The following is a 20,402-nucleotide window of genomic DNA, read 5'->3' as shown; positions in this document are numbered from 1 at the left end:
GGGTGATACTATGATAGAAAGTTTATATATAGAAAATTTTGCAATCATTGATCAAGTTCAAATAGACTTTCAATCAGGAATGACAGTTTTAACTGGAGAAACAGGGGCAGGGAAATCAATTATCATTGATGCTATTGGTCAATTGATAGGTCAACGTAGTCAACCATCATTTGTAAAAAATGGGGCTGATTATGCATTTATTGAAGGTGTTTTTTCTTCTAATAAAGAAATAGATAAAATTTTATTGGATAATAATTTTCCCATTGATGAGCATCTTGTTATTTCAAAAAAAATTAATCGCGATGGTAAATCAGCAATCAAAATTAATTATCGTAATTCTAGTCAATTATTATTGAAAAAAATAATGTCACAAATTGTAGACATACATTCTCAATTTGAAACACATCAATTATTTAATGAATCCTATCATTTAAAGCTATTAGATAATTTTATTGGAAATGAATTAACTGATTTAAAAAAAGAATACCTTACTCTTTATCAAACGTATAAAAATCTAAATCAAAAATATCTTTCTTTAACAAAAGAAGAATTAACTGATGAACAATTAGATTTTTATTTAGCTCAATTAGAAGAAATAGAAGAATTAGATTTAGAAAATTTTGATGAAGAAGAGTTTTTAAAAGAGAGAAATAATCTATTAAATTATGAAAAAAATTCTCAACATATTAAAAACTATAAAGCATTAATGGATTCTTCAAAAGGAATAATGGATCTCTTCAAACAAAGTTTAAACGAACTTTCATATCTCGAAATTGATGATATTAAGCACAATTATGATCAACTATATGATCTTTATTATACAGTAGATGGTATAAATCAAGATATTTATGATCAATTTTCTCAATCATACTTTAGTGAAGAACATTATAATGAAGTGCAAGAAACCTTTTTCAAATTAAACAAGCTTAAACGTAAATATGGCCAAACAATTGATGCTATTATTGATTTTAAAAATAGTTTAATAGAAAAAATAGAATTATTCAAAAATAGAGATCAAATGATTGAAAATATCAATTTAAAACTTAAAGAAACAGAAAATCAATTGATTTACTATGCTAAAAAAATTTCTATTTTAAGAAAAAATAAAGCATTAGAATTAGAAAAAGAAGTAAAATATATTTTAAATCAAATGTATCTTCAACAAGTTCAATTTAAATTTGATTTTCAAATTAATGATTTTAATGATAACGGAATAGATAATGTTAAAATTGTTGTTTCAACAAATAGTGGTCAACCACTTCAACCACTTCAAAAAATTGCTTCGGGTGGAGAATTATCACGCATTATGCTAGCAATTAAAGCTGTTTCACAAAATTCAAAAGATGGTGGTACAATCATTTTTGATGAAGCAGATACAGGAGTCAGTGGTAAAGTGGCTGAAAGCATTGGGCACGTTATGAAAAAAATCTCAAAAAAACAACAAGTTGTTTGTATTACACATTTAGCTCAAGTCGCATGTTTTGCTAATAACCATTTGTTTATTGAAAAAGAGCAAATGGATAACACAAGTAAAGTACATGTAAGATTACTTAATGAAAAAGAAAGTGTTTATGAATTAGCTAAAATGATTTCTGGTAAAGAAATTACACAACAATCTATAGACCATGCAAAAAAATTGAAAGAAATATGTGTATAAAATTAAAGCATAGATACCAAAATATGTTGTAGCAAAAAAAAGCTACAGGAGGTATCTATGCTTTTTAAAAAGCTTAAAATATCCTTCTATACCTGTTGTCTATCTATTATATTAATGATAGTACCTATTAATGCAATTGATGTTTTAATTGGAGGAGAATCTGTTGGAATAATATTAAATTATGATGGTGTTTGCATTACTGGTTTCTATAAAATAAAAGTTGACAATGAAATTATTGATCCATCTAATTATTTTGAAATCAATGATATTATTACCAGTGTTGAAAAGAAAAATGTTAAAACAATTGATGATTTAACAAATATAATAAAAAATTGCAATACAAGTAATTTAGAATTCACAATAAAAAGGGCATCGAATATTTATCATAAAACTATGAAAATTTATAAAAATAATGCTGAATTTAGTACAGGGTTATATGTAAAAGATTGTGCTAAAGGAATAGGAACTGTTACCTATTATCAATTAAATACAGGCAAATTTGCTTGTTTGGGGCACAATATGGTTGATGATGATCTTGATATAAATGATGGTTCACTGTATTCTGCTTCCATAAAAGGTATAAAGAAAACCGAGTCATACAATATAGGTCAAAAAATTGGTAATATTGATAATCAATCTATAGGTGAGATAGAAAAAAATAATAATTTTGGCGTTTATGGGAAAATTAATAATCTTCCAAATAAAAATGTTTATAAAACTGCTACCATAGATGAAGTTAAATTAGGAGATGCCTATTTTCTTACGGTTTTAAATGAAAATAATGTAGAAAAATGTAAGATAAAAATTACTGATCTATTAAAACAAGATAAACCTATGGAAAAAGGAATAAAATTTATTGTTACAGATCAAAAAATCATAGAACAATGTCAAGGTATTATTCAAGGTATGAGTGGTTCTCCGATCATTCAAAATAACAAATTAATAGGTTGTGTTACACATGCAAGTAAATCAGAAATATTGGAAGGGTATGGCATGTATATACAATGGATGATAGATAACGAATAAAAGCCATGTTTTTAACATGGCTTTTATAAAAAATAATACTAATTTTATCTTATTTTTAACAAAACATGTAATAATTTGTATTTCTTATTTTTCTAAAATTCGACAAATAATAAAAAATACTTAAGAAAAATGTAGATATATTTTTAAAAATACTAAATATTAGTTATTAAATTTATAAATTTATGTTAATTTTTATCTAAAATCTAAACATAAATTAGAATACTTTATATAATATGGTTGTTGGTAGTGGATGGGAGGTAATTATGGAAAAAAAGAAAATCTTTATTATTGTGGAAAATCATGAACTGTTAGAAGGTATAGCACAACAATTTGAAAAATTTTCCAATTATCAAATTGTAGGTACTGCTAATAGTGCAGGTGATGCAATTACTTTTTTTAAAACAAACAATTGTGATTTATTAGTTATTGATCTGATGCTCACTGATATTGATGGTGTCGGAGTATTAGAGAAAGTGAGGGAAGTCAATAAAAATGCTTATCAAAAAGTTGTATGTATTACAAGTTTTACTAGTCCATTGATAAGTAATGCACTAGAAAAATTAAATGTAAGCTATTGTTTTAAAATTCCTTTTGATTTTAATTATTTTATGGATGTTATTAAACGCGTTTTTTCAGATGAGACAAAAATCAATGAGACTCATGTTAATGAAACTGAAAAAATTCAAAAAGTTAAAATCGAAAATGAAATCACAGAAATTTTACATGAAGTGGGTATTCCTGCTCATATAAAAGGATATATGTATTTAAGAACAGCAATTATGAAAACATATGATAATATTGATATTTTAGGTCAAGTAACGAAAGTACTATATCCAGAAATTGCAAGAAATTATAATACCACTTCTTCAAGAGTAGAAAGAGCTATCCGACATGCAATCGAAGTTGCATGGAATAGAGGAAATACTGAGGCCATTGATGATATCTTTGGATACACAGTATCTGCTTCCAAATCTAAACCAACAAATTCTGAATTTATTGCAATGATTGCTGATAAATTGAGATTAGCACATAAAACAGCATTAGCAAATAAAGGGCACTATTTATAATTAAAATATGTTACAATGTTGCTAAGGGAGTGAGCTGCTATATGCAAATTATATTTCATATAGATTTAAATGCATTTTATGCAAGTGCTGAAATGGCACATGATTCTTCTTTGGAAGGAAAACCTTTAGTAATATCTGGAAATAACAGGCGTGCGATTGTTTCTACTGCTTCATATGAAGCAAGAAAATATGGAATCCATTCTGCAATGCCATTATTTCAAGCTAAACAATTATGTAAAAATTTAATCATAAAACCCGTAAATTTTGATTTATATAGACGTTTATCAAGTCAATTTTTTGAATTGATTTCAACATATAGTCCTTTGTTAGAAATAGCAAGTATTGATGAATGTTATGTTGATTTTTCTAATTACATTATCGAACATAATATTCATCCTTACAAACTTGCAAAAATCATTCAAAATGATGTTTTAAATACATTAAAACTAAAATGTTCTATTGGAATTGCTCCTAATAAATTTATGGCTAAAATGGCTAGTGATATGAAAAAACCAATGGGTATTACCATTTTAAATAAATCTAATTATAAACAATTACTTTGGCCCCTTGATGTTTCTGAAATGTTTGGAATCGGTAAAAAAACTGCACCTAAACTCAAAGAAATGGGCATTTTAACTATTGGAGATGTAGCTAATTATGATAACTATAATAAATTACGTCAGATTATTGGGAAAAATGCACTTCTATTATATAGAAAAGCCAATGGAATAGATATTTCTAAAGTAAATACTGAAAAAAACGAATTAAAATCTGTAGGTAATTCAACAACCTTACAATACGATACAAATGATATAGAGACTATTTATGAAACTTTACGTATATTATGTTCTAGAGTTTCATTTAGAGCAAAAAAAAGAAATTTGATTGGCAATTCGATCAGTATTACGATTAAGTATTCTCGATTTGAGTCAGTTACACGACAAACTCCTTTAATTGATTATATCAATGAATATGAGATAATACTTTCTACTGCAAAATACTTATTTGATAAAAATTATAGTGGAAAACCTCTTAGACTTATTGGAGTTTCGTTAAATAATGTTATCAATCGAAGCAGTTATAAAAAACAAGTAAGTCTATTTGACAAAAATATTGAGAAAAATAAAATAAAAACAACAGAGGCTGTAATCAATAAAATTAATAGTGAGAATAAATATCATTTGACAACGGCTTCTGCTTTATTAAATAAATCAAAAAACAAGTACAGAAAAGAATAATCATAAAAAAAAGAATACATCATATCCTATGCTATAGGAGGAGATATGATGTCTTTTTTTATTCAAAAGAAAAATATGTATTTACATCAATATTTATTCTTAAATTTTCTTTGTTCAACAATTATTTCAATTATATTTTTTTCATTAAATAAATATTCTCTTTATAAAATTTCGGTTGATCTCATATTCTTTAAAACACATCAACTAAATTCATATCTATTATGTACATTTATGTACATAATAATCATCATGGTTTCAGCAACAAGTTTTATTGGTGCTCCAGTTATATCAATTGGAATCATTTATAGAATTTTATGTATTATTTCTTTTATTTTTAAATATTATCAATCGCTTCTTTCGTTTCATAATATTTTTATTATTGTATTACCTCAAATGATTATTGAAATTTTAATTACGTATGTGATGTCTTTTATGTCAACGTATCTTTCTATACAAAGTTTCAAATTAACTTTCATACAAAAAGATAACTTCAGTTTAAAATATTTATTTAATTATATTTTAAATTACTTAATTATTATATGTTTTTTAATATTCATATCTGCACTGTTAAAAATTTACCTTATATAAAATTGTTCTTCAATAATCATTCGTGATATAATAAATATGGTGGTAATATGAACATATATGATGCACTTAACGAATATAAACAATATTTATTAATAGAAAAAAAGGTATCAGATAATACATTAAAAAATTATATGCGAGATCTTGAACATTTTATAAACTATATTCAAAAACAAAATCAAGTTGTTTTAATCGATCAAATTGATAAAGATATGATTAGAAAATATTTACAACAATTTACATCTTTAGCAGCATCTTCTTTATCACGAAAAATGGTTTCACTACGCTCATTTTATAAATTTTTGATGAAAGAAGAAATTGTTAAAAAAAATCTTATGGAGACTTTTGATTTACCAAAAAACACTAAAAGACTTCCACAGGTTTTAAATATGGAAGAAATAAAAACATTACTTGATAGTATTGAAATGGATAATTTTAAAAATGCTAGAACGAGAGCTATGCTAGAACTATTATATGCAACAGGTATGAGAGTTTCTGAATTGTGTAATTTAAAATTATCACAACTTAATTTAAAAATGAAATATTTAAACGTAATTGGAAAAGGGGATAAAGAAAGGCTTTTGCCTTTAAATGACTATGTATGTGAAATTTTATCATGTTATATTTATGATTTTAGATACCCTAAATTAGATTTTAAAGATAATGATTACTTGTTTTTTAATAATCATTTAAATAAAATATCTAGTGAGTATTTTTATAAAATCCTAAAAGAAGCATGTATAAATGCAAATATCAAAAAGAAAGTGTCGCCTCATACTATTCGACATACATTTGCAACTCACTTGTATGAAAATGGTGCTGATTTACGTTCTATTCAAGAATTACTTGGGCATAGTGATATTTCAACAACCACTATTTATACTCATGTTTCAAATAATAAAATTATTGATGATTATAATAAATATCATTTAAGAGCAAAAACAAAAAAAGGAGATAGTATTCATGAAATTTAATAGAATTTTTCTCATTGTTTGTGATTCAATGGGAATTGGAAATGCAAAAGACGCAAAAAAATATAATGATTTTGGAGCAAATACCGTTGGTCATATTTGTTCAATATGTGATGGTTTAAATATACCAACATTGCAAAATTTAGGATTTGGTAATTTAGGTGATTTTAAAGGTGTTGCCAAAACAGAAAACCCACAAGCTTATGTTTTAAAATTAAATGAAGCATCGAATGGTAAGGATACAATGACTGGACATTGGGAAATGATGGGGCTTAAAACAGAAAAACCTTTTATTACATTTACAGATACCGGTTTTCCTAAAGAATTTATTGACCTATTTGAGAAAAAAACTGGTAGAAAATGTGTAGGAAATATTGCATGTAGTGGTACTAAAATTCTAGATATGTATGGAGAACATCAAATCAAAACAGGGGATTGGATAGTCTATACTTCTGCCGATTCTGTTTTTCAAATTGCTGCAAATGAAGATATTATCCCATTAGAAGAATTATATCATGCATGTCAAATTGCTAGAGAAATAGCTATGGATGATAAATGGAAGGTTGGTAGAGTTATCGCTAGACCATATATAGGAACAAAAGAAGGACATTTTACTCGTACATCTAATAGACATGATTATGCATTAGCCCCATTTTCTAAAACTGCGCTTGATTCTTTAAAAGATGCTGGATTAGATGTTATAGGTGTAGGTAAAATACCAGATATATTTGTTGATCAAGGGATTACAAGAAAAATTAAAACAGTAAGTAATGAAGATGGTATGAATAAAACTATTGAATTAGCAAGTGACAATTTTAATGGTTTAGCATTTATTAACTTAGTTGATTTCGATGCGGTCTATGGGCATAGAAGAAATGCTGCTGGTTATGGAAAAGCAATTGAAGAATTCGATGTACAATTAGGAGAATTAATAAATGAATTAAAAGAAGATGATTTATTAATAGTTACTGCTGATCATGGAAATGATCCAACATATAGAGGAACAGATCATACACGTGAACAAGTACCACTTATAATTTATTCAAAACAATTTAATGAAATGAAAGTATTAAATGATGGTGATTCTTTTGGAATTATCGGTTCTACAATTTGCGATAACTTCAATGTTAAATATAATGGTATAGGTTCATCTATATTAAAATTATTAAAATAGGGATAGAAAAATGGAAAATAGAAAAATCATTCTTTATTCATTATTTGCAGATTTATTAGGAGTTTTATTATTTATATTTGCAATTCAAATGCACAGTAATGTTATTTTATATTCATTTTATCTTTTATCTATATTATTATTTATCGTTTCATTTCTAGCTTTATATAAAAATCTTAAAAGTAATAATAAACTTATATTCATATTTGTTATGTTTATTTCCGTAATACTTGTCATGTTATGCACATATTTTATTATTATCTAATACAAGTATATAAATAGTTAAAATAATAAAAAACTATTTATATATACTATAAAAGTTATATAATATACATTATGCGAAGTGCTCTTAAACTGCTTTTAAAATTTTGATTTAATTGATTCAACTAATAAATTAGCCTTTTCTACGTTTAGATAATGATCATAATGATAATCTTTTAAAAACATTGTTAAATGTGGTCTTGCAATACCTAACTCATTACAAAAAGTAGTAATATTAAGATATTGTTTAACATCATTTAAATAACTTCTACATTCACTTTTAGATAACATACTTAACACACTCCTTACCAATTTACATAATCAAACAATTCTCTTTCTAATTCTTCAAAATCATTAAATATTCTATTAAATGCAAATTCTGTTTTTATTATCTTATAGGTTGCTTCTGCTACTGCATTATCATATGGACATCCTTTAGCACTAAGTGACCTATCTATTTTAAAAGTATCTAGTACTTCATCTATAATATTATTTTTAAATTCATTTCCTCTGTCTGTATGAAATATTTCAATTTTATTTAAATCATATTTTATTGTAGTTATTGCTTTTCTAACCAAATCATCATCCTTATGTTTTCCTGCTGTATAGCCTACAATTTCCCTGTTATATAGATCTAACATTAAACATATGTAGTTCCATTTTCCTGCAACATTGACATAAGTTAAATCACTTAGAATTACTTTCATTCTTTCTTCTTGATTGAAATTTCGTTTTAACTTGTTATCTATTTTATCGTTATTACATATCTGTTTATGCACTTTATATTGTTTGACTGTGTACGTTGATACAAGGCCATTTTCCTTCATGATACGTCTAATTCGTTGCTTACTGGCTATAATTCCTTTTTTCTTTAATTCAACTTTGATTTTTCTAGATCCATAGTTATTACGACTATTTTTAAATATTTCTTTAATATGTTGTGTTAGTTTTTCTTCTTCTGCGTTATATTTTTTTGCAGGTTTATTTTTAGCGTAATATAAAGATGAGCTTGAAATATTGAGTAATTTACACATCGCGCTGATTGGATATTTATACGAATTGGATAAAATAACATTTATTTTCGTCCCATAATCAGCGAATATCATTTTCCATTTTTAATCGTTGATTTTCTTTACGAAGTTTGATTAATTCATTTTCTTCAGGAGTTCTGTTATCTTCTGCTTTAAATGAACCTGAATTATTGCATTTATTGATCCATGATGATAAAGCTGATGGTGTTAGCTCATACTCTCTTACAAGTTCAGCCCTTGGTTTTCCACTATTATACAATTCAACAATTTTCTTTTTTAATTCATCAGTGTAATTTCTTCTTTTTCTTGCCATTTTGGTTACCTCATTTCATTTTTATTTATTATAAACAGTTCTCTTTAGAATTGTCCAATAAAGTGTAACCTATCCAAAATTATTTCGTCATACTATAAGAGTAACCTTCGAAATTAATGTTATTTCAAAAGACTTTGTCGTGAAACTTTTTAGAAAAGAATGTATTTGAAAACATAGAGAAAAATAATGTAGAAAACATTGTAAGAATTGATAAAAATGTTGGAGATAATATTGAAGAAAATATTGAAAAAGAGGATGTATATTACGTTGATAAAATAAACATTGTTTTTGACACAATGAAAAGAATTGATATAAATGGATATAAGATGATAATGATAATTTTTAATCAGTATTTTTATGAAATGTATTTTGAATTGACAATAGTTGATGGACTTCATTTAAAAGAATATGAATTTAAGTAGAATAGTAAGAAGGATGTAAAACAAAAAGTTAAAAATTAGAAAAAGGTGCAAAAATAAAAAGGACAACTTAATGTCCTTTTTGCTAACGGCAATAATATATTCTACACTTCGAAATTTTGGATTGAGAATTTTTTTCTAATATAGTTTTTCTGTCATATTCGCGCTGTTTAAACTAGAGGCAAATTTGATTTAATTAATTTTAAACGATAACTATCCTAGTGCTAAATACACTAGTTTTTTGCCATCAGCAAATTAATTTTACCACAAATTAGAAATTTTGAAAACAGGAAAATAAGCAAGTCGTTTTTATTTTCTTATTTTTAAAAAGTTTAAAACGTTTAAAAGATTGAAAAGAAAAAAAGTAATCACCAGCCTGGAAAGTTTGTGATTACTTTTCTATGTAATACGATAAACTAATCAGAGCAATCTTTTTACTCCTCTTATATTTTATTCTTTTATTTTAATTTTTCAATGAACGGGATTTTTATTCTTGAAATTAGTCCTAAAAGTTATATAATCTATACCCCCCACCAAATTGGCTAATATTTTTTGACTATTCATAACTTCTGTTTCGACGCCTTCTGGGCAAATTACATTACTTTGCTAATAGTTAAAATTTAAAAGGAGAATAAATGCAAGATGTAAATTATTCTCCTTCTATAAATAATAGATCTTAAAAATTATAATAGTATTTTTATTAAAATTTATTCATCCATTAGTTTTTTAGCATAATTGTATACTTTTTCACCATTCATCATTCCATAATCTTTCATATCAATAACATCTACTGGAAGTCCTGGATTGACTTTGGCAGCTTCTTCTTTAATTTTTCCTAAATTGAATCTAACTTGTGGGCCAAGTAAAACACAATCCACAGTTGAAAGTCTGTTAATTCCATCAGACATTGGAAGAGCAAAGATTTCTACTTCATCTCCTACTTTTTCTGCTGCTTGTTCCATTTTTGTTACTAATAAACTTGTCGACATTCCAGCCGAACAAACTAACATGATTTTTTTCATTTGAAATTCTCCTTTATCTTTTATCTACTATAATAAGTTTATATTTTTTTAGCAATTTAATCTACTCGAATTCAAATTTTGTAATTTGATTTCAAATATTATCATTTATAACAAAAACTATTAAATTTATTTTCATAGATAACTTACCCTGTTCGATTTCATACAAAATAATTTGTAAATTAACAACTCCAATTCGTACATTTTAATCTTATACTAAATGATTTCTATTTTTAACATCTAGAATGCCAAACAGTAAAACAACAAGTATTATAGTAATATAAAAAATCATTTCAATGAGTGCAAATATATTTTATTTATTTGTATATAATGTTGTTAAAATAAAAAGCAATATTAAAAATAAATAGAGTAACTAAAAAATCGTGGGGATTTCTCAAGCTATAAATAATCCAGGGGCATTATACTGAACCGACTTTGTTGGACAAAAAATAATTAACTTAATGATAAGGCTTGATTCCTAATTTGTAAAGGAGTTAAGCCTTTTCCCTTTACTGTAATTCTAAAATTATTATGATAATGAATATAATCTATCATCGCTTGTTTTAAATTATCTAATGATTCAAATGTATTTTCAAATCCATAAAACATTTCATTTTCCTTGTCATTCCAACGGTTTGATCATTCATGCCTACTATGACCGCCATGTCGATATCTTTGATCGAAATCATACCATCAGAATATTACGCCTTAAATGCCCATCTTGTAATTCTACCCATGCTGTCCTGATTGAAGATACGATTCCTTATTCTATTGTTTCTTTTGATATCATCATTGATGTTTTAAAAAATAAAGATTTTTTATCGTCTTCTCATGTTTCCTTTATTATTGATTATATTTCTTTTTTTTGGAGGTAGACTCTCTATTGTTACTGTATCCAATGTTCTCAAGGATCTTAAATCTCCAAATGCAACCTTAGCTTTATCATTGTAGATGACAAATCAAAAAGAAGAATGAACACTACCATCATTGAAAACAGAAATAAGACTATTAAACTTATCAAACATGCTTCGAATGGCTATCTGAACTGGGAAAGATTCCGTAATTGTATTCTCTGCACTTTAAATGATGATACGATATATTATTTTACATGTATAAGAAAGGACAAAAATTAAAATGAAAAAAGTATTTACACTTGTTATTGATGAAGATAATGAACCAATTATTGTCGAAGAAGATGTAATTTTAGAAGATATTCTTAATAGTCTGGCATCGATTTCTAACCGAATAGGTGATATACAGCTAGCTCTAATAAAAAATGATGATGTTGATACATCATCAGATTTAGATATTTCCAAAATTGACTTCTAATGTATAAAGAAACGTGGGGCAAATGTTGCCCCACATCATTTGATAATTAAAATATGAGAAACCCCTCGTTATTTTAAATTACCAATAAATATTGCTCTTTTAGGATATCTCTAATTTTAAGATGATCCTACTACCAACATCTAAAGAATACAGTAAAAATTGAAATATTTCAATAAATATGATCAATAATTGTTGAATAATATCAAAATAAATTATTTTTCAAATTTATTTGCTTTATCAAATGAATCATATAGATTAGTTACATAATTTCCATTAAAGCAAGACATACATAACCCACATGTATGTTCTTTTGAAAAATGAATAGATTTTTTTAATCCTTCTTCACTAATAAACGCAAGGCTATCAGCTTCAATATATTTACATAATTCTTCAACATTCATTTTATTAGAAATTAATTCTTCTATTGTAGATGTATCTACACCATAAAAACATGGAAATTTAATAGCTGGAGAAGCAATTCTAACATGTACTTCTGTTGCACCAGCATCTTTTAAATGTCTTACGATTCTTTTCGAAGTTGTTCCTCGTACAATTGAATCATCAATCATAACTACTTTTTTTCCACTGACAATTGCCGATACTGCAGACAGCTTCATTCGTACACCTTGTTCTCTCATTTCTTGAGTTGGTTGTATAAATGTTCTACCCACATATTTATTTTTTACCAATCCCATTTCATAAGGAATTCCTGATGCTTCTGAATACCCAATTGCTGCTGAAATCGATGAATCTGGAACACCAATAACAACGTCTGCATCGATAGGATTTTCATAATATAATTGCTTACCAGCTAATTTTCTTGTTGTATGAACATTTATACCATCTAAATTACTATCAGGTCTTGAAAAATAAATATACTCCATAGCACATATTTTATCTTGTAATGGATCTTTTGTATAAATCTTACTTAATAATTTTCCATCTTTTACCCTAACAATTTCACCTGGTTCAACATCTCTTACAAATTTTGCTCCAACGACATCTAATGCGCATGTTTCTGATGCAAACACATAAGCACCATTTGGTAAAATTCCAATTGATAAAGGTCGTAATCCATATTTGTCCCTTGCAGCATAAATTCTATTATCAACCATGATTAAAAATGCAAATGCACCATCTAATTTATCTAAAGAAGTACATATTCTATCAATCATATGTCCACTTTGTCTTTTAATAAGATGCCCTAATACTTCAGTATCAGAAGTTGAGGAGAAAATGCTTCCTTGTTCTTCTAATTCTTGTTTTAGAATATTTGCATTAACTAAGTTTCCATTGTGACATATACTCATAGATCCTTGCATAGTTCTAAATACAAATGGTTGAACATTAGCAATTCCACCTCCACCAGCAGTAGAATATCTAACATGTCCAATAGCTGAATTACCATGTAACTCTTTTAATTTATCTTGGTTAAATACTTCTGTAACAAGTCCTTCGCCTTTATGAAAAATCATTTTACCATTGTTTTCACAACAGATACCAGCAGCTTCTTGACCTCTATGTTGTAAGCTATGTAATCCATAATAACATATTTGTGATGCATCTTGATGACCAATTATCCCAAAAACACCACATTCTTCATGTAATTCTCTATCCATATAATCCATATAATACCCCCGTGACGTAAATATTGTATAATGCAAATTTATTATCGTCAATATTTTTTATATATTAAAAAATTAGAGTTTCCTCTAATTTTTAAAACTATGAATTGGTGCTGGTATTCTTCCACCACGATTTATAAATTCTGAACAATCAAATTCATTAACAGGCATAATAGGAGCATAACCTAATAATCCTCCAAATTCAACCGTTTCACCTACATCTTTTCCAGTTACTGGAATGATTCTTACAGCTGTTGTTTTTTGATTGATCATACCAATAGCCATTTCATCAGCAATAATACCAGAAATAGTAGCTGATGATGTTTTACCAGGAATAGCAATCATATCTAATCCGACACTACATACACATGTCATTGCTTCTAATTTTTCAAGTGTTAATGCTCCATTTTCTACAGCATTAATCATTCCTTGATCTTCACTTACAGGAATAAATGCACCACTTAGTCCCCCAACATAAGATGATGCCATTACGCCTCCTTTTTTTACTTGATCATTAAGTATTGCTAATGCTGCAGTAGTTCCAGGTGCCCCGACACTCTTTAATCCCATACCTTCTAAGCAATCTGCAATACTATCACCAACAGCTGGTGTAGGTGCAAGAGATAAGTCAATAATTCCAAATGGGATATTTAACATTTTTGAAGCTTCTTGAGCAACAAGTTGACCCACACGAGTAATTTTAAAAGCAGTTTTTTTGATTGTTTCGCATAATTTACCAAAATCTTCACCTTTACATTTTTCTATTGCGTTTTTCACAACTCCTGGACCACTTACACCAACATTAATAATACAATCAGCTTCACTTACACCATGAAATGCTCCAGCCATAAATGGGTTATCATCAGGTGCATTACATAAAACAACAAGTTTAGCACATCCAATTGAGTCATTTTCTTTTGTTAAATCAGCAGTTTCTTTAATAATTTCACCCATTAATTTAACAGCATCCATATTAATTCCAGTTTTAGTAGAACCAACATTTACTGAACTACAAACATTGTTTGTTACTTTCATTGCTTCTGGAATAGATTCAATTAAAAGTCTTTCAGCAGGTGTCATTCCTTTAGAAACAATAGCGCTATATCCCCCAATAAAATTAACTTTAAGTTCGGCAGCACATCGATCTAAAGTCTTAGCAATTTTAACAAAATCCTTTGTTGATTTACATGCATTAGAACCTACAAAACCAATAGGTGTAACAGAAATACGTTTATTAACAATTGGAATACCATATTTCTTTTCAATTTCTTCACCCGTTTTAACTAAATCTTTTGCTACAGTTGTTATTTTGTTATATATATTTTTGCATAAAACATCAATATCATGATCCATACAATCTAATAAACTGATCCCTATAGTAATTGTACGTACATCTAAATTTTCTTGTTCAATCATTTTATTTGTTTCTGCAACTTCAAATAAATTAATCATTCTAATCTCCTTTAAATTCGATGCATTTTATTAAAAATATTTTCATGTTGTAACTTGATATTAACACCTATTTCATTTCCTAATTCATTAAGTTCATCACAAATAGCACCAAAATCTTTTGTTGCATTTTGTAATTCAATAATCATCATCATATTGAAATATCCTTGAATAATAGTTTGAGAAATATCTAAAATATTAAGTTTGTTATCAGCTAAATATGTACAAACTTTAGCAATAATTCCAACTTGATCTTTCCCAACAACAGTAATAATACCCTTTTCCATAATTATCCTCCTTATACTTTTGGAATATTATAGCATATGAAAAAAAATTAAAAAAGACTAAAATAAAAAACGACTGTTAAACAGTCGTCTCTAGTGAATTATTCACCCATCATAGCTTTAGCTTTTTTATAAACAGCTTCACCATTCATCATTCCATAATCTTTCATATCGATTACGTCACATGGTTTGCTTACACCAGCAGCTTCCATAGCTTTTTCAATAGTATTTTTTTGGAATCTAACTTGTGGGCCAAGTAAAATACAATCTACATCACCAACACGTTTTTCTCCTTCAGAAATTGGTAAAGCGAAGATTTCAACTTCATCACCCATTGCTGCAGCTGCTTTTTCCATTTTAGTTACTAATAAACTAGTAGACATACCAGCAGCACAAACTAACATAATTTTTTTCATAATAATAAATACCTTCCTTAACTGATTTTTTAAAGGGTTAACCCCAATTTTTACTATTTTATGTGATTAATCACCAATTAATTTTTTAGCCATTTCAAAAACAGCTTTACCATTCATTGTTCCATAATCTCTCATATCAATTACTTCAACAGGAATTGGTCCTTTTTTACGTCCAGCAGCTAATTTTTCAATAGCAGATTTTTGGAATCTAACTTGTGGGCCAAGTAAGATAACATCAACGTCTTCTAAAACTCTTGGTGCATCAGAAAATGGTAATGCGAAAATTTTTGCATCATATCCAGCATCTTTAGCAGCACCTTCCATTTTAGTTACTAATAAACTAGTAGACATACCAGCTGAACAAACTAATAAAATTTGTTTCATTTTTAACACTCCTTCTCATTTATAACCTATATATATTTTATCAATTATCCCTTTAAATGTAAACCCTTTCCGCTCTTTTTTTTCTATTTCAGAAAATAGATTTGAAATAGATTTTTTATTAAAATTAGACTATAATAATTTATATTGATATAATGGAGGTTTTTTATGAAGATACTTTTGGTAAGCGATAGCCATGGCTATGATGATGAATTAAAAAAAGTTTTAGAAAATGTAAAATGCGATCTAAAAATACATTGTGGAGATAGTTGTTTTGATAAAAATTCTCCATTTATAAAAGAATTTGCTGCTATTGTAGATGGAAATCATGATCAAGGTTTTTTCCCTTTAACTGCAACATTACCAACAGCATTAGGCAATATATTAATTACACATGGCCATAAATTTAATGTTTATGCAGGATATGATTATTTAGTTGAGTACATGAACAAAGCGGATATTCATATTTGTTTTCATGGACATACACATGTCCCACATTATGAAATATATAAGAATAAAATATTTATTAATCCTGGTAGTATTATGTTTAATAGAGGGCAATCTCAATGTGGAAGCTATGCTATTGTATCTGTTGATGATAAACTTCATGTTGATTTTTTTGACTCAAGAACACAAAAAAAAATACCCCAATCTTTAATTGATAAAGATCAAGATATTTTGAATGAATTTAAACGTTTTGCTTGTCAAAAATAATATTATTTCAAATGACGTTCTTCATTTCTTTTTCTTTTATATTCAATAATAAACATGATTTCTTTTAAATCATCATCAGGAAGTTCAGTAAGTAAACGAGCGATATTGGCAATATTATAATAGTCATATTTTTTCCCGCTCATAATTTCTTCTACACTTCTACCATATAAATTTGAAAACACTTTTAACTCGCTAACAGTAATGTCTCTTTTACCATTTTCTATATCGGAAATTGCAGAATGAGGAACATTTAAATGCGCAGCAACATCTTTTTGTGTTAAATGTTTAAAATTACGATATGAACGTAATCTTTTTGCTAATTCAGTATCAATCGCCATACAATAATCCTCCCATATAAAAATTTTAGCATTTTCATTAAAGACATTCAATTATATTTTTTTTAATTATTATTTTTAAAAAAAACATTTAATAAAAATTATTTTTATTTTGTAAAATATCCTTGAAAAATATCATAATTATTCTTATTTTTAGATAATAAATGTTTTGTAATATTAAGATAATCATTAACAATTGTTTGAATTTCTTGAGATGTTTCATCTAAAAAATTCAATAAAATATAATCCACGTTTAGATCATTGATTTTATCAAAGTAAAAACGATGTGTATGTAAAACATAATTATTACAGTATTGATCTGTTACTATTTTAAAATTCATTTCTTTTCTATCTTTTAAACAATATTGATGTTGTTTGCACAAATGACAGCCTTTTTGTTTTCTAGAAAAATAATGATTTGAAATAATACAATGTTTTAAATTCATATTAATAATTTGTGAGTAAGCTGTAAAATAAATGTCCTGATTTGTTTTAAAAGATTGTATATCATTTTTCGATGCTTCATAAGAAACAACAAATGGTAAATTGAATTCTTGAATTGCTTTATTATTTGTAATATTCATATGATATCCTAAGACTATATTTTTATCATTAACAAGATTCAATGCACCAAAATCATTCACTTGAATTGATTGACACTTTTGATAATAAACACTATTTAAAAATTCAATAAAATCTTGTTCATCATATAAAAATGGCACATAAGGTATATATTTATCGCATTGCGCTTGATATTGGTAAAAAGGAACAAATACTTGCTCAACACCATGCAAATCAAGCTGTTCAAGTTGAGAAATATCAGATACTTGAATTGCTATTTTCTTATGATCTTCTCTTTTTTTAGAAAGGCAATTAAATTGTTCTAAATCATTCATCTTTCTAAAAGACATATCTAACATTTCTTTTTCAAGTTCATCAATAGCCAATCTTCTTAAATTATTTAATTCTTTAATGGAAATAATTCCATCATTTGGAAAACGTATTGAACATTTTTCTAAATAAAAAGTTGTATTTCCTAATTTAGATAATTGTTCTTTTATTCTTTCATTTGTTAAAGGTACGTTTTGTGCTTTTTCAATGTATTGATCGCTTTTAACACTAATTTTTTTATTTTTATAAATCACTGTTAATTGTAATGGTAAACCAATTAACCCAAAAACTTTCATTTGAATTGGTAATTTAATATGTTCATTTTTTATATATTTACTATTTTCTTCAACAATTTTTGCATCAACAACCTTATAAATATCTTGAAAATCCAATAACTGGTCCATTTCAATAGAAACAAGATCACCTTGATATGCAGTATTAACTAATCGATTATTTTTATATAATTTAGTAATTGTACGTGTAAAATCATTTTTAGGAAAATAAATACGATCATTTTGATAAAGGGTATCTGATAACTTAATATCCAGCATTTTTCTTTTTTTAGAATAATTAACCATTTTACCAATTTTGATGCCTTGGTTTCCAGGTATATCTTGTGCTAGATTAAGATAATCTTGAAATAGAAATCCCTGTGTAAATCCCCTATTAAATACTTTTTTCATCTGTAAAATATCAGGCGTGTAATTTTTTTGATCAAAATAATAATCTATAGCTTGACGATATGCTTTTACGACTTCACCAACATATTCAGGTCTTTTCATACGTCCTTCTATTTTAAATGATTTAATACCCGCATCAATAAGTTTAGGTACTTTTTCAATTGTACATAGATCCATTGGTGATAATAAGTATTTTTGTTTTTTGATTATTTTATTATCTTCTAATAAAGAATACGGCAATCTACACGGTTGACCACATTCGCCTTTATTTCCACTTCTTTTAGCAATCATTGATGACATTAAACATTGACCAGAATATGACATGCATAATGCACCATGAACAAACACTTCAATATCAATTGAACAATTATGACATATTTCTTCAATTTCACGAATGTTCATTTCTCTTGCAAGTACAACACGATCTATATTTTGTTTAGCAAAATATTTGACTCCTTCAATATTTCTAACACTTGCTTGTGTTGACATATGTATCTCTATATCAGGAAAATGATTTTTAATAAGAGAAAAAAGCCCCATATCTTGAATAATAAGAGCATCTACACCAATATGGTAAAGATATTTTAAATAATCAAAAATTTCATCGATTTCTGCATTATTATAAAGAGTATTTACAGTAACATATAATTTAACATTTCTTAAATGACAATAATCTACAGCCTCTTTTAATGCAGCATAATCAAAATTATGAGCAAACGCTCGTGCCCCAAATTTTTGGCCACCTAAATAAATAGCATTAGCGCCATTTTGAACAGCAGCGACTAATGCTTCAAAGCTCCCTGCAGGAGCTAATAATTCTATATCTTCTCTTTTTTTCATAAAAAACCTCCTTAGGCTTTTACTAATTCAACACATAATTTAGCCGAATTTTCACTAGCAATTTTTAAATATTCATCAAATTGCATAGAAGATTCACCATGACCATAAACATCCGATAAAGATCTTGTTATAATAAAAGGAACTCCAAATTTATAACAAGTATGTCCTATTGCAGAAGCTTCCATTTCTGAACATAATGCATTTGGAAAATCTTTTTTTATTTTAGAAACTTGTCCTTCTTGAGCAATAAATTGATCTCCAGAAACAATTAATCCAACATTTTCATGAATATTCATTTTATGAAGAATATCTTTTGCTTTATTAACCAAATTTTCATCTGCAGGAATGAATACAGGAAGTTCTGGTAATTCACCCATAGGACGCCCAAAAGCTGTTAAATCAACATCATGATATGCTACATGACTAGAAATTACAACATCACCAACATTTTGATAATCCTTTAAACCACCAGCAGAACCAATATTAATAACATAGTCAATGTCATAATTTGTAAGTAATAATGTTACACAAATAGCAGAATTTACTTTTCCTATTCCACCTTGTAAGATAACGACTTGTTTATTATCTATTTTTCCTTCGTAAAAAACACAATCTAAAATTTTATTTTCATGAATATCTTCTGTTTTATCTAACAAAGCCTTTACTTCTTCTTCCATTGCTCCAATAATACCTATCATAA

The 20,402-nt window shown here is 26.9% G+C and carries 20 protein-coding genes and 1 pseudogene; 9 read left to right on the top strand and 12 right to left on the bottom strand.

Going from position 1 to position 20,402, the window contains the following annotated elements; genetic code table 11:
• Nucleotides 1-10: 10 nt before the first annotated feature.
• The 6 genes from recN (at nt 11) to HUU89_RS02350 (ending at nt 7,718) form a co-directional block, all read left to right on the top strand.
• On the top strand, nt 11-1,657 hold the full coding sequence (gene recN / locus HUU89_RS02375; protein WP_175300904.1) for a DNA repair protein RecN: 1,647 nt from the start codon (nt 11-13) through the stop codon (nt 1,655-1,657).
• A gap of 57 nt (nt 1,658-1,714) precedes the next feature.
• Nucleotides 1,715-2,683, top strand: coding sequence for a SpoIVB peptidase S55 domain-containing protein (locus tag HUU89_RS02370; protein WP_175300903.1), 969 nt, complete (start codon nt 1,715-1,717; stop codon nt 2,681-2,683).
• A 263-nt stretch (nt 2,684-2,946) separates the two neighbouring features.
• The gene (gene spo0A, locus HUU89_RS02365) at nt 2,947-3,750 is read left to right on the top strand and encodes a sporulation transcription factor Spo0A (protein ID WP_032090061.1); all 804 of its coding nucleotides are present in this window, start codon (nt 2,947-2,949) and stop codon (nt 3,748-3,750) included.
• A gap of 41 nt (nt 3,751-3,791) precedes the next feature.
• Nucleotides 3,792-4,988 (top strand): DNA polymerase IV, encoded by a 1,197-nt coding sequence (locus tag HUU89_RS02360; protein WP_175300902.1) that lies wholly within the window; start codon nt 3,792-3,794, stop codon nt 4,986-4,988.
• 635 nt (nt 4,989-5,623) lie between these two features.
• Entirely contained in the window at nt 5,624-6,547 is a 924-nt protein-coding gene (gene xerA, locus HUU89_RS02355; protein ID WP_175300901.1) for a site-specific tyrosine recombinase/integron integrase, read from the top strand.
• Nucleotides 6,537-7,718 (top strand): phosphopentomutase, encoded by a 1,182-nt coding sequence (locus HUU89_RS02350; protein ID WP_175300900.1) that lies wholly within the window; start codon nt 6,537-6,539, stop codon nt 7,716-7,718. Before xerA ends, HUU89_RS02350 begins: the two co-directional genes overlap by 11 nt.
• Nucleotides 7,719-8,075: 357 nt before the next feature.
• Here the strand turns inward: HUU89_RS02350 and HUU89_RS02345 are convergent, their stop codons facing one another.
• The 4 genes and pseudogenes from HUU89_RS02345 to HUU89_RS02325 all read right to left on the bottom strand — a co-directional run bounded on the left by HUU89_RS02345 (nt 8,076) and on the right by HUU89_RS02325 (nt 11,367).
• Nucleotides 8,076-8,267 (bottom strand): hypothetical protein, encoded by a 192-nt coding sequence (locus HUU89_RS02345; RefSeq protein ID WP_175300899.1) that lies wholly within the window; start codon nt 8,265-8,267, stop codon nt 8,076-8,078.
• A 17-nt stretch (nt 8,268-8,284) separates the two neighbouring features.
• Nucleotides 8,285-9,320, bottom strand: a pseudogene (locus HUU89_RS02340) (IS3 family transposase); the annotation flags it as partial.
• Nucleotides 9,321-10,446: 1,126 nt separating this feature from the next.
• The gene (locus HUU89_RS02330; RefSeq protein ID WP_032090055.1) at nt 10,447-10,761 is read right to left on the bottom strand and encodes a PTS sugar transporter subunit IIB; all 315 of its coding nucleotides are present in this window, start codon (nt 10,759-10,761) and stop codon (nt 10,447-10,449) included.
• 450 nt (nt 10,762-11,211) lie between these two features.
• Nucleotides 11,212-11,367, bottom strand: a complete 156-nt coding sequence (locus HUU89_RS02325; RefSeq protein WP_175300896.1) for an IS3 family transposase — start codon at nt 11,365-11,367, stop codon at nt 11,212-11,214.
• Here HUU89_RS02325 and HUU89_RS15400 point away from each other — a divergent pair.
• Both HUU89_RS15400 and HUU89_RS02320 read left to right on the top strand, forming a co-directional pair.
• Complete coding sequence (locus HUU89_RS15400; RefSeq protein WP_411897121.1) at nt 11,334-11,633, top strand: DUF6431 domain-containing protein; 300 nt, start codon at nt 11,334-11,336, stop codon at nt 11,631-11,633. The two genes, HUU89_RS02325 and HUU89_RS15400, sit on opposite strands and share 34 nt — an antisense overlap.
• 259 nt (nt 11,634-11,892) lie before the next feature.
• Nucleotides 11,893-12,087, top strand: coding sequence for a hypothetical protein (locus HUU89_RS02320; protein WP_175300895.1), 195 nt, complete (start codon nt 11,893-11,895; stop codon nt 12,085-12,087).
• Between the two features lie 212 nt (nt 12,088-12,299).
• On the opposite strand, the gene purF is transcribed toward HUU89_RS02320, so the two are convergent.
• The 5 genes from purF to HUU89_RS02295 form a co-directional block, all read right to left on the bottom strand.
• Nucleotides 12,300-13,715 (bottom strand): amidophosphoribosyltransferase, encoded by a 1,416-nt coding sequence (gene purF, locus HUU89_RS02315; protein ID WP_175300894.1) that lies wholly within the window; start codon nt 13,713-13,715, stop codon nt 12,300-12,302.
• A gap of 84 nt (nt 13,716-13,799) precedes the next feature.
• Nucleotides 13,800-15,164: a PFL family protein gene (locus tag HUU89_RS02310; RefSeq protein ID WP_175300893.1), complete on the bottom strand. Its 1,365-nt coding sequence runs from the start codon at nt 15,162-15,164 to the stop codon at nt 13,800-13,802.
• Between the two features lie 11 nt (nt 15,165-15,175).
• A complete protein-coding gene (locus HUU89_RS02305; protein WP_022000844.1) occupies nt 15,176-15,448 on the bottom strand; it encodes an ACT domain-containing protein in 273 nt (90 codons plus the stop codon).
• Between the two features lie 98 nt (nt 15,449-15,546).
• The gene (locus HUU89_RS02300; protein WP_022000845.1) at nt 15,547-15,861 is read right to left on the bottom strand and encodes a PTS sugar transporter subunit IIB; all 315 of its coding nucleotides are present in this window, start codon (nt 15,859-15,861) and stop codon (nt 15,547-15,549) included.
• 66 nt (nt 15,862-15,927) lie between these two features.
• Nucleotides 15,928-16,245 (bottom strand): PTS sugar transporter subunit IIB, encoded by a 318-nt coding sequence (locus HUU89_RS02295; protein WP_022000846.1) that lies wholly within the window; start codon nt 16,243-16,245, stop codon nt 15,928-15,930.
• A gap of 165 nt (nt 16,246-16,410) precedes the next feature.
• Between HUU89_RS02295 and HUU89_RS02290 the strand changes: the two genes are divergently transcribed.
• Nucleotides 16,411-16,956, top strand: a complete 546-nt coding sequence (locus HUU89_RS02290; RefSeq protein ID WP_147580263.1) for a metallophosphoesterase family protein — start codon at nt 16,411-16,413, stop codon at nt 16,954-16,956.
• Between the two features lie 2 nt (nt 16,957-16,958).
• On the opposite strand, the gene HUU89_RS02285 is transcribed toward HUU89_RS02290, so the two are convergent.
• The 3 genes from HUU89_RS02285 to HUU89_RS02275 all read right to left on the bottom strand — a co-directional run bounded on the left by HUU89_RS02285 (nt 16,959) and on the right by HUU89_RS02275 (nt 20,400).
• A complete protein-coding gene (locus tag HUU89_RS02285; protein WP_022001265.1) occupies nt 16,959-17,294 on the bottom strand; it encodes a helix-turn-helix domain-containing protein in 336 nt (111 codons plus the stop codon).
• A gap of 104 nt (nt 17,295-17,398) precedes the next feature.
• Nucleotides 17,399-19,702 (bottom strand): peptidase U32 family protein, encoded by a 2,304-nt coding sequence (locus HUU89_RS02280; RefSeq protein WP_175300892.1) that lies wholly within the window; start codon nt 19,700-19,702, stop codon nt 17,399-17,401.
• A gap of 11 nt (nt 19,703-19,713) precedes the next feature.
• On the bottom strand, nt 19,714-20,400 hold the full coding sequence (locus HUU89_RS02275) for a 5'-methylthioadenosine/adenosylhomocysteine nucleosidase (RefSeq protein WP_119363370.1): 687 nt from the start codon (nt 20,398-20,400) through the stop codon (nt 19,714-19,716).
• Nucleotides 20,401-20,402: the final 2 nt, after the last annotated feature.

The organism is Faecalibacillus sp. H12 (assembly GCF_013361255.1).
GTDB classification, from domain to species: Bacteria; Bacillota_I; Bacilli_A; order Erysipelotrichales; family Coprobacillaceae; genus Faecalibacillus; species Faecalibacillus intestinalis.
This window is presented reverse-complemented; position numbering and strand designations above follow the sequence as displayed.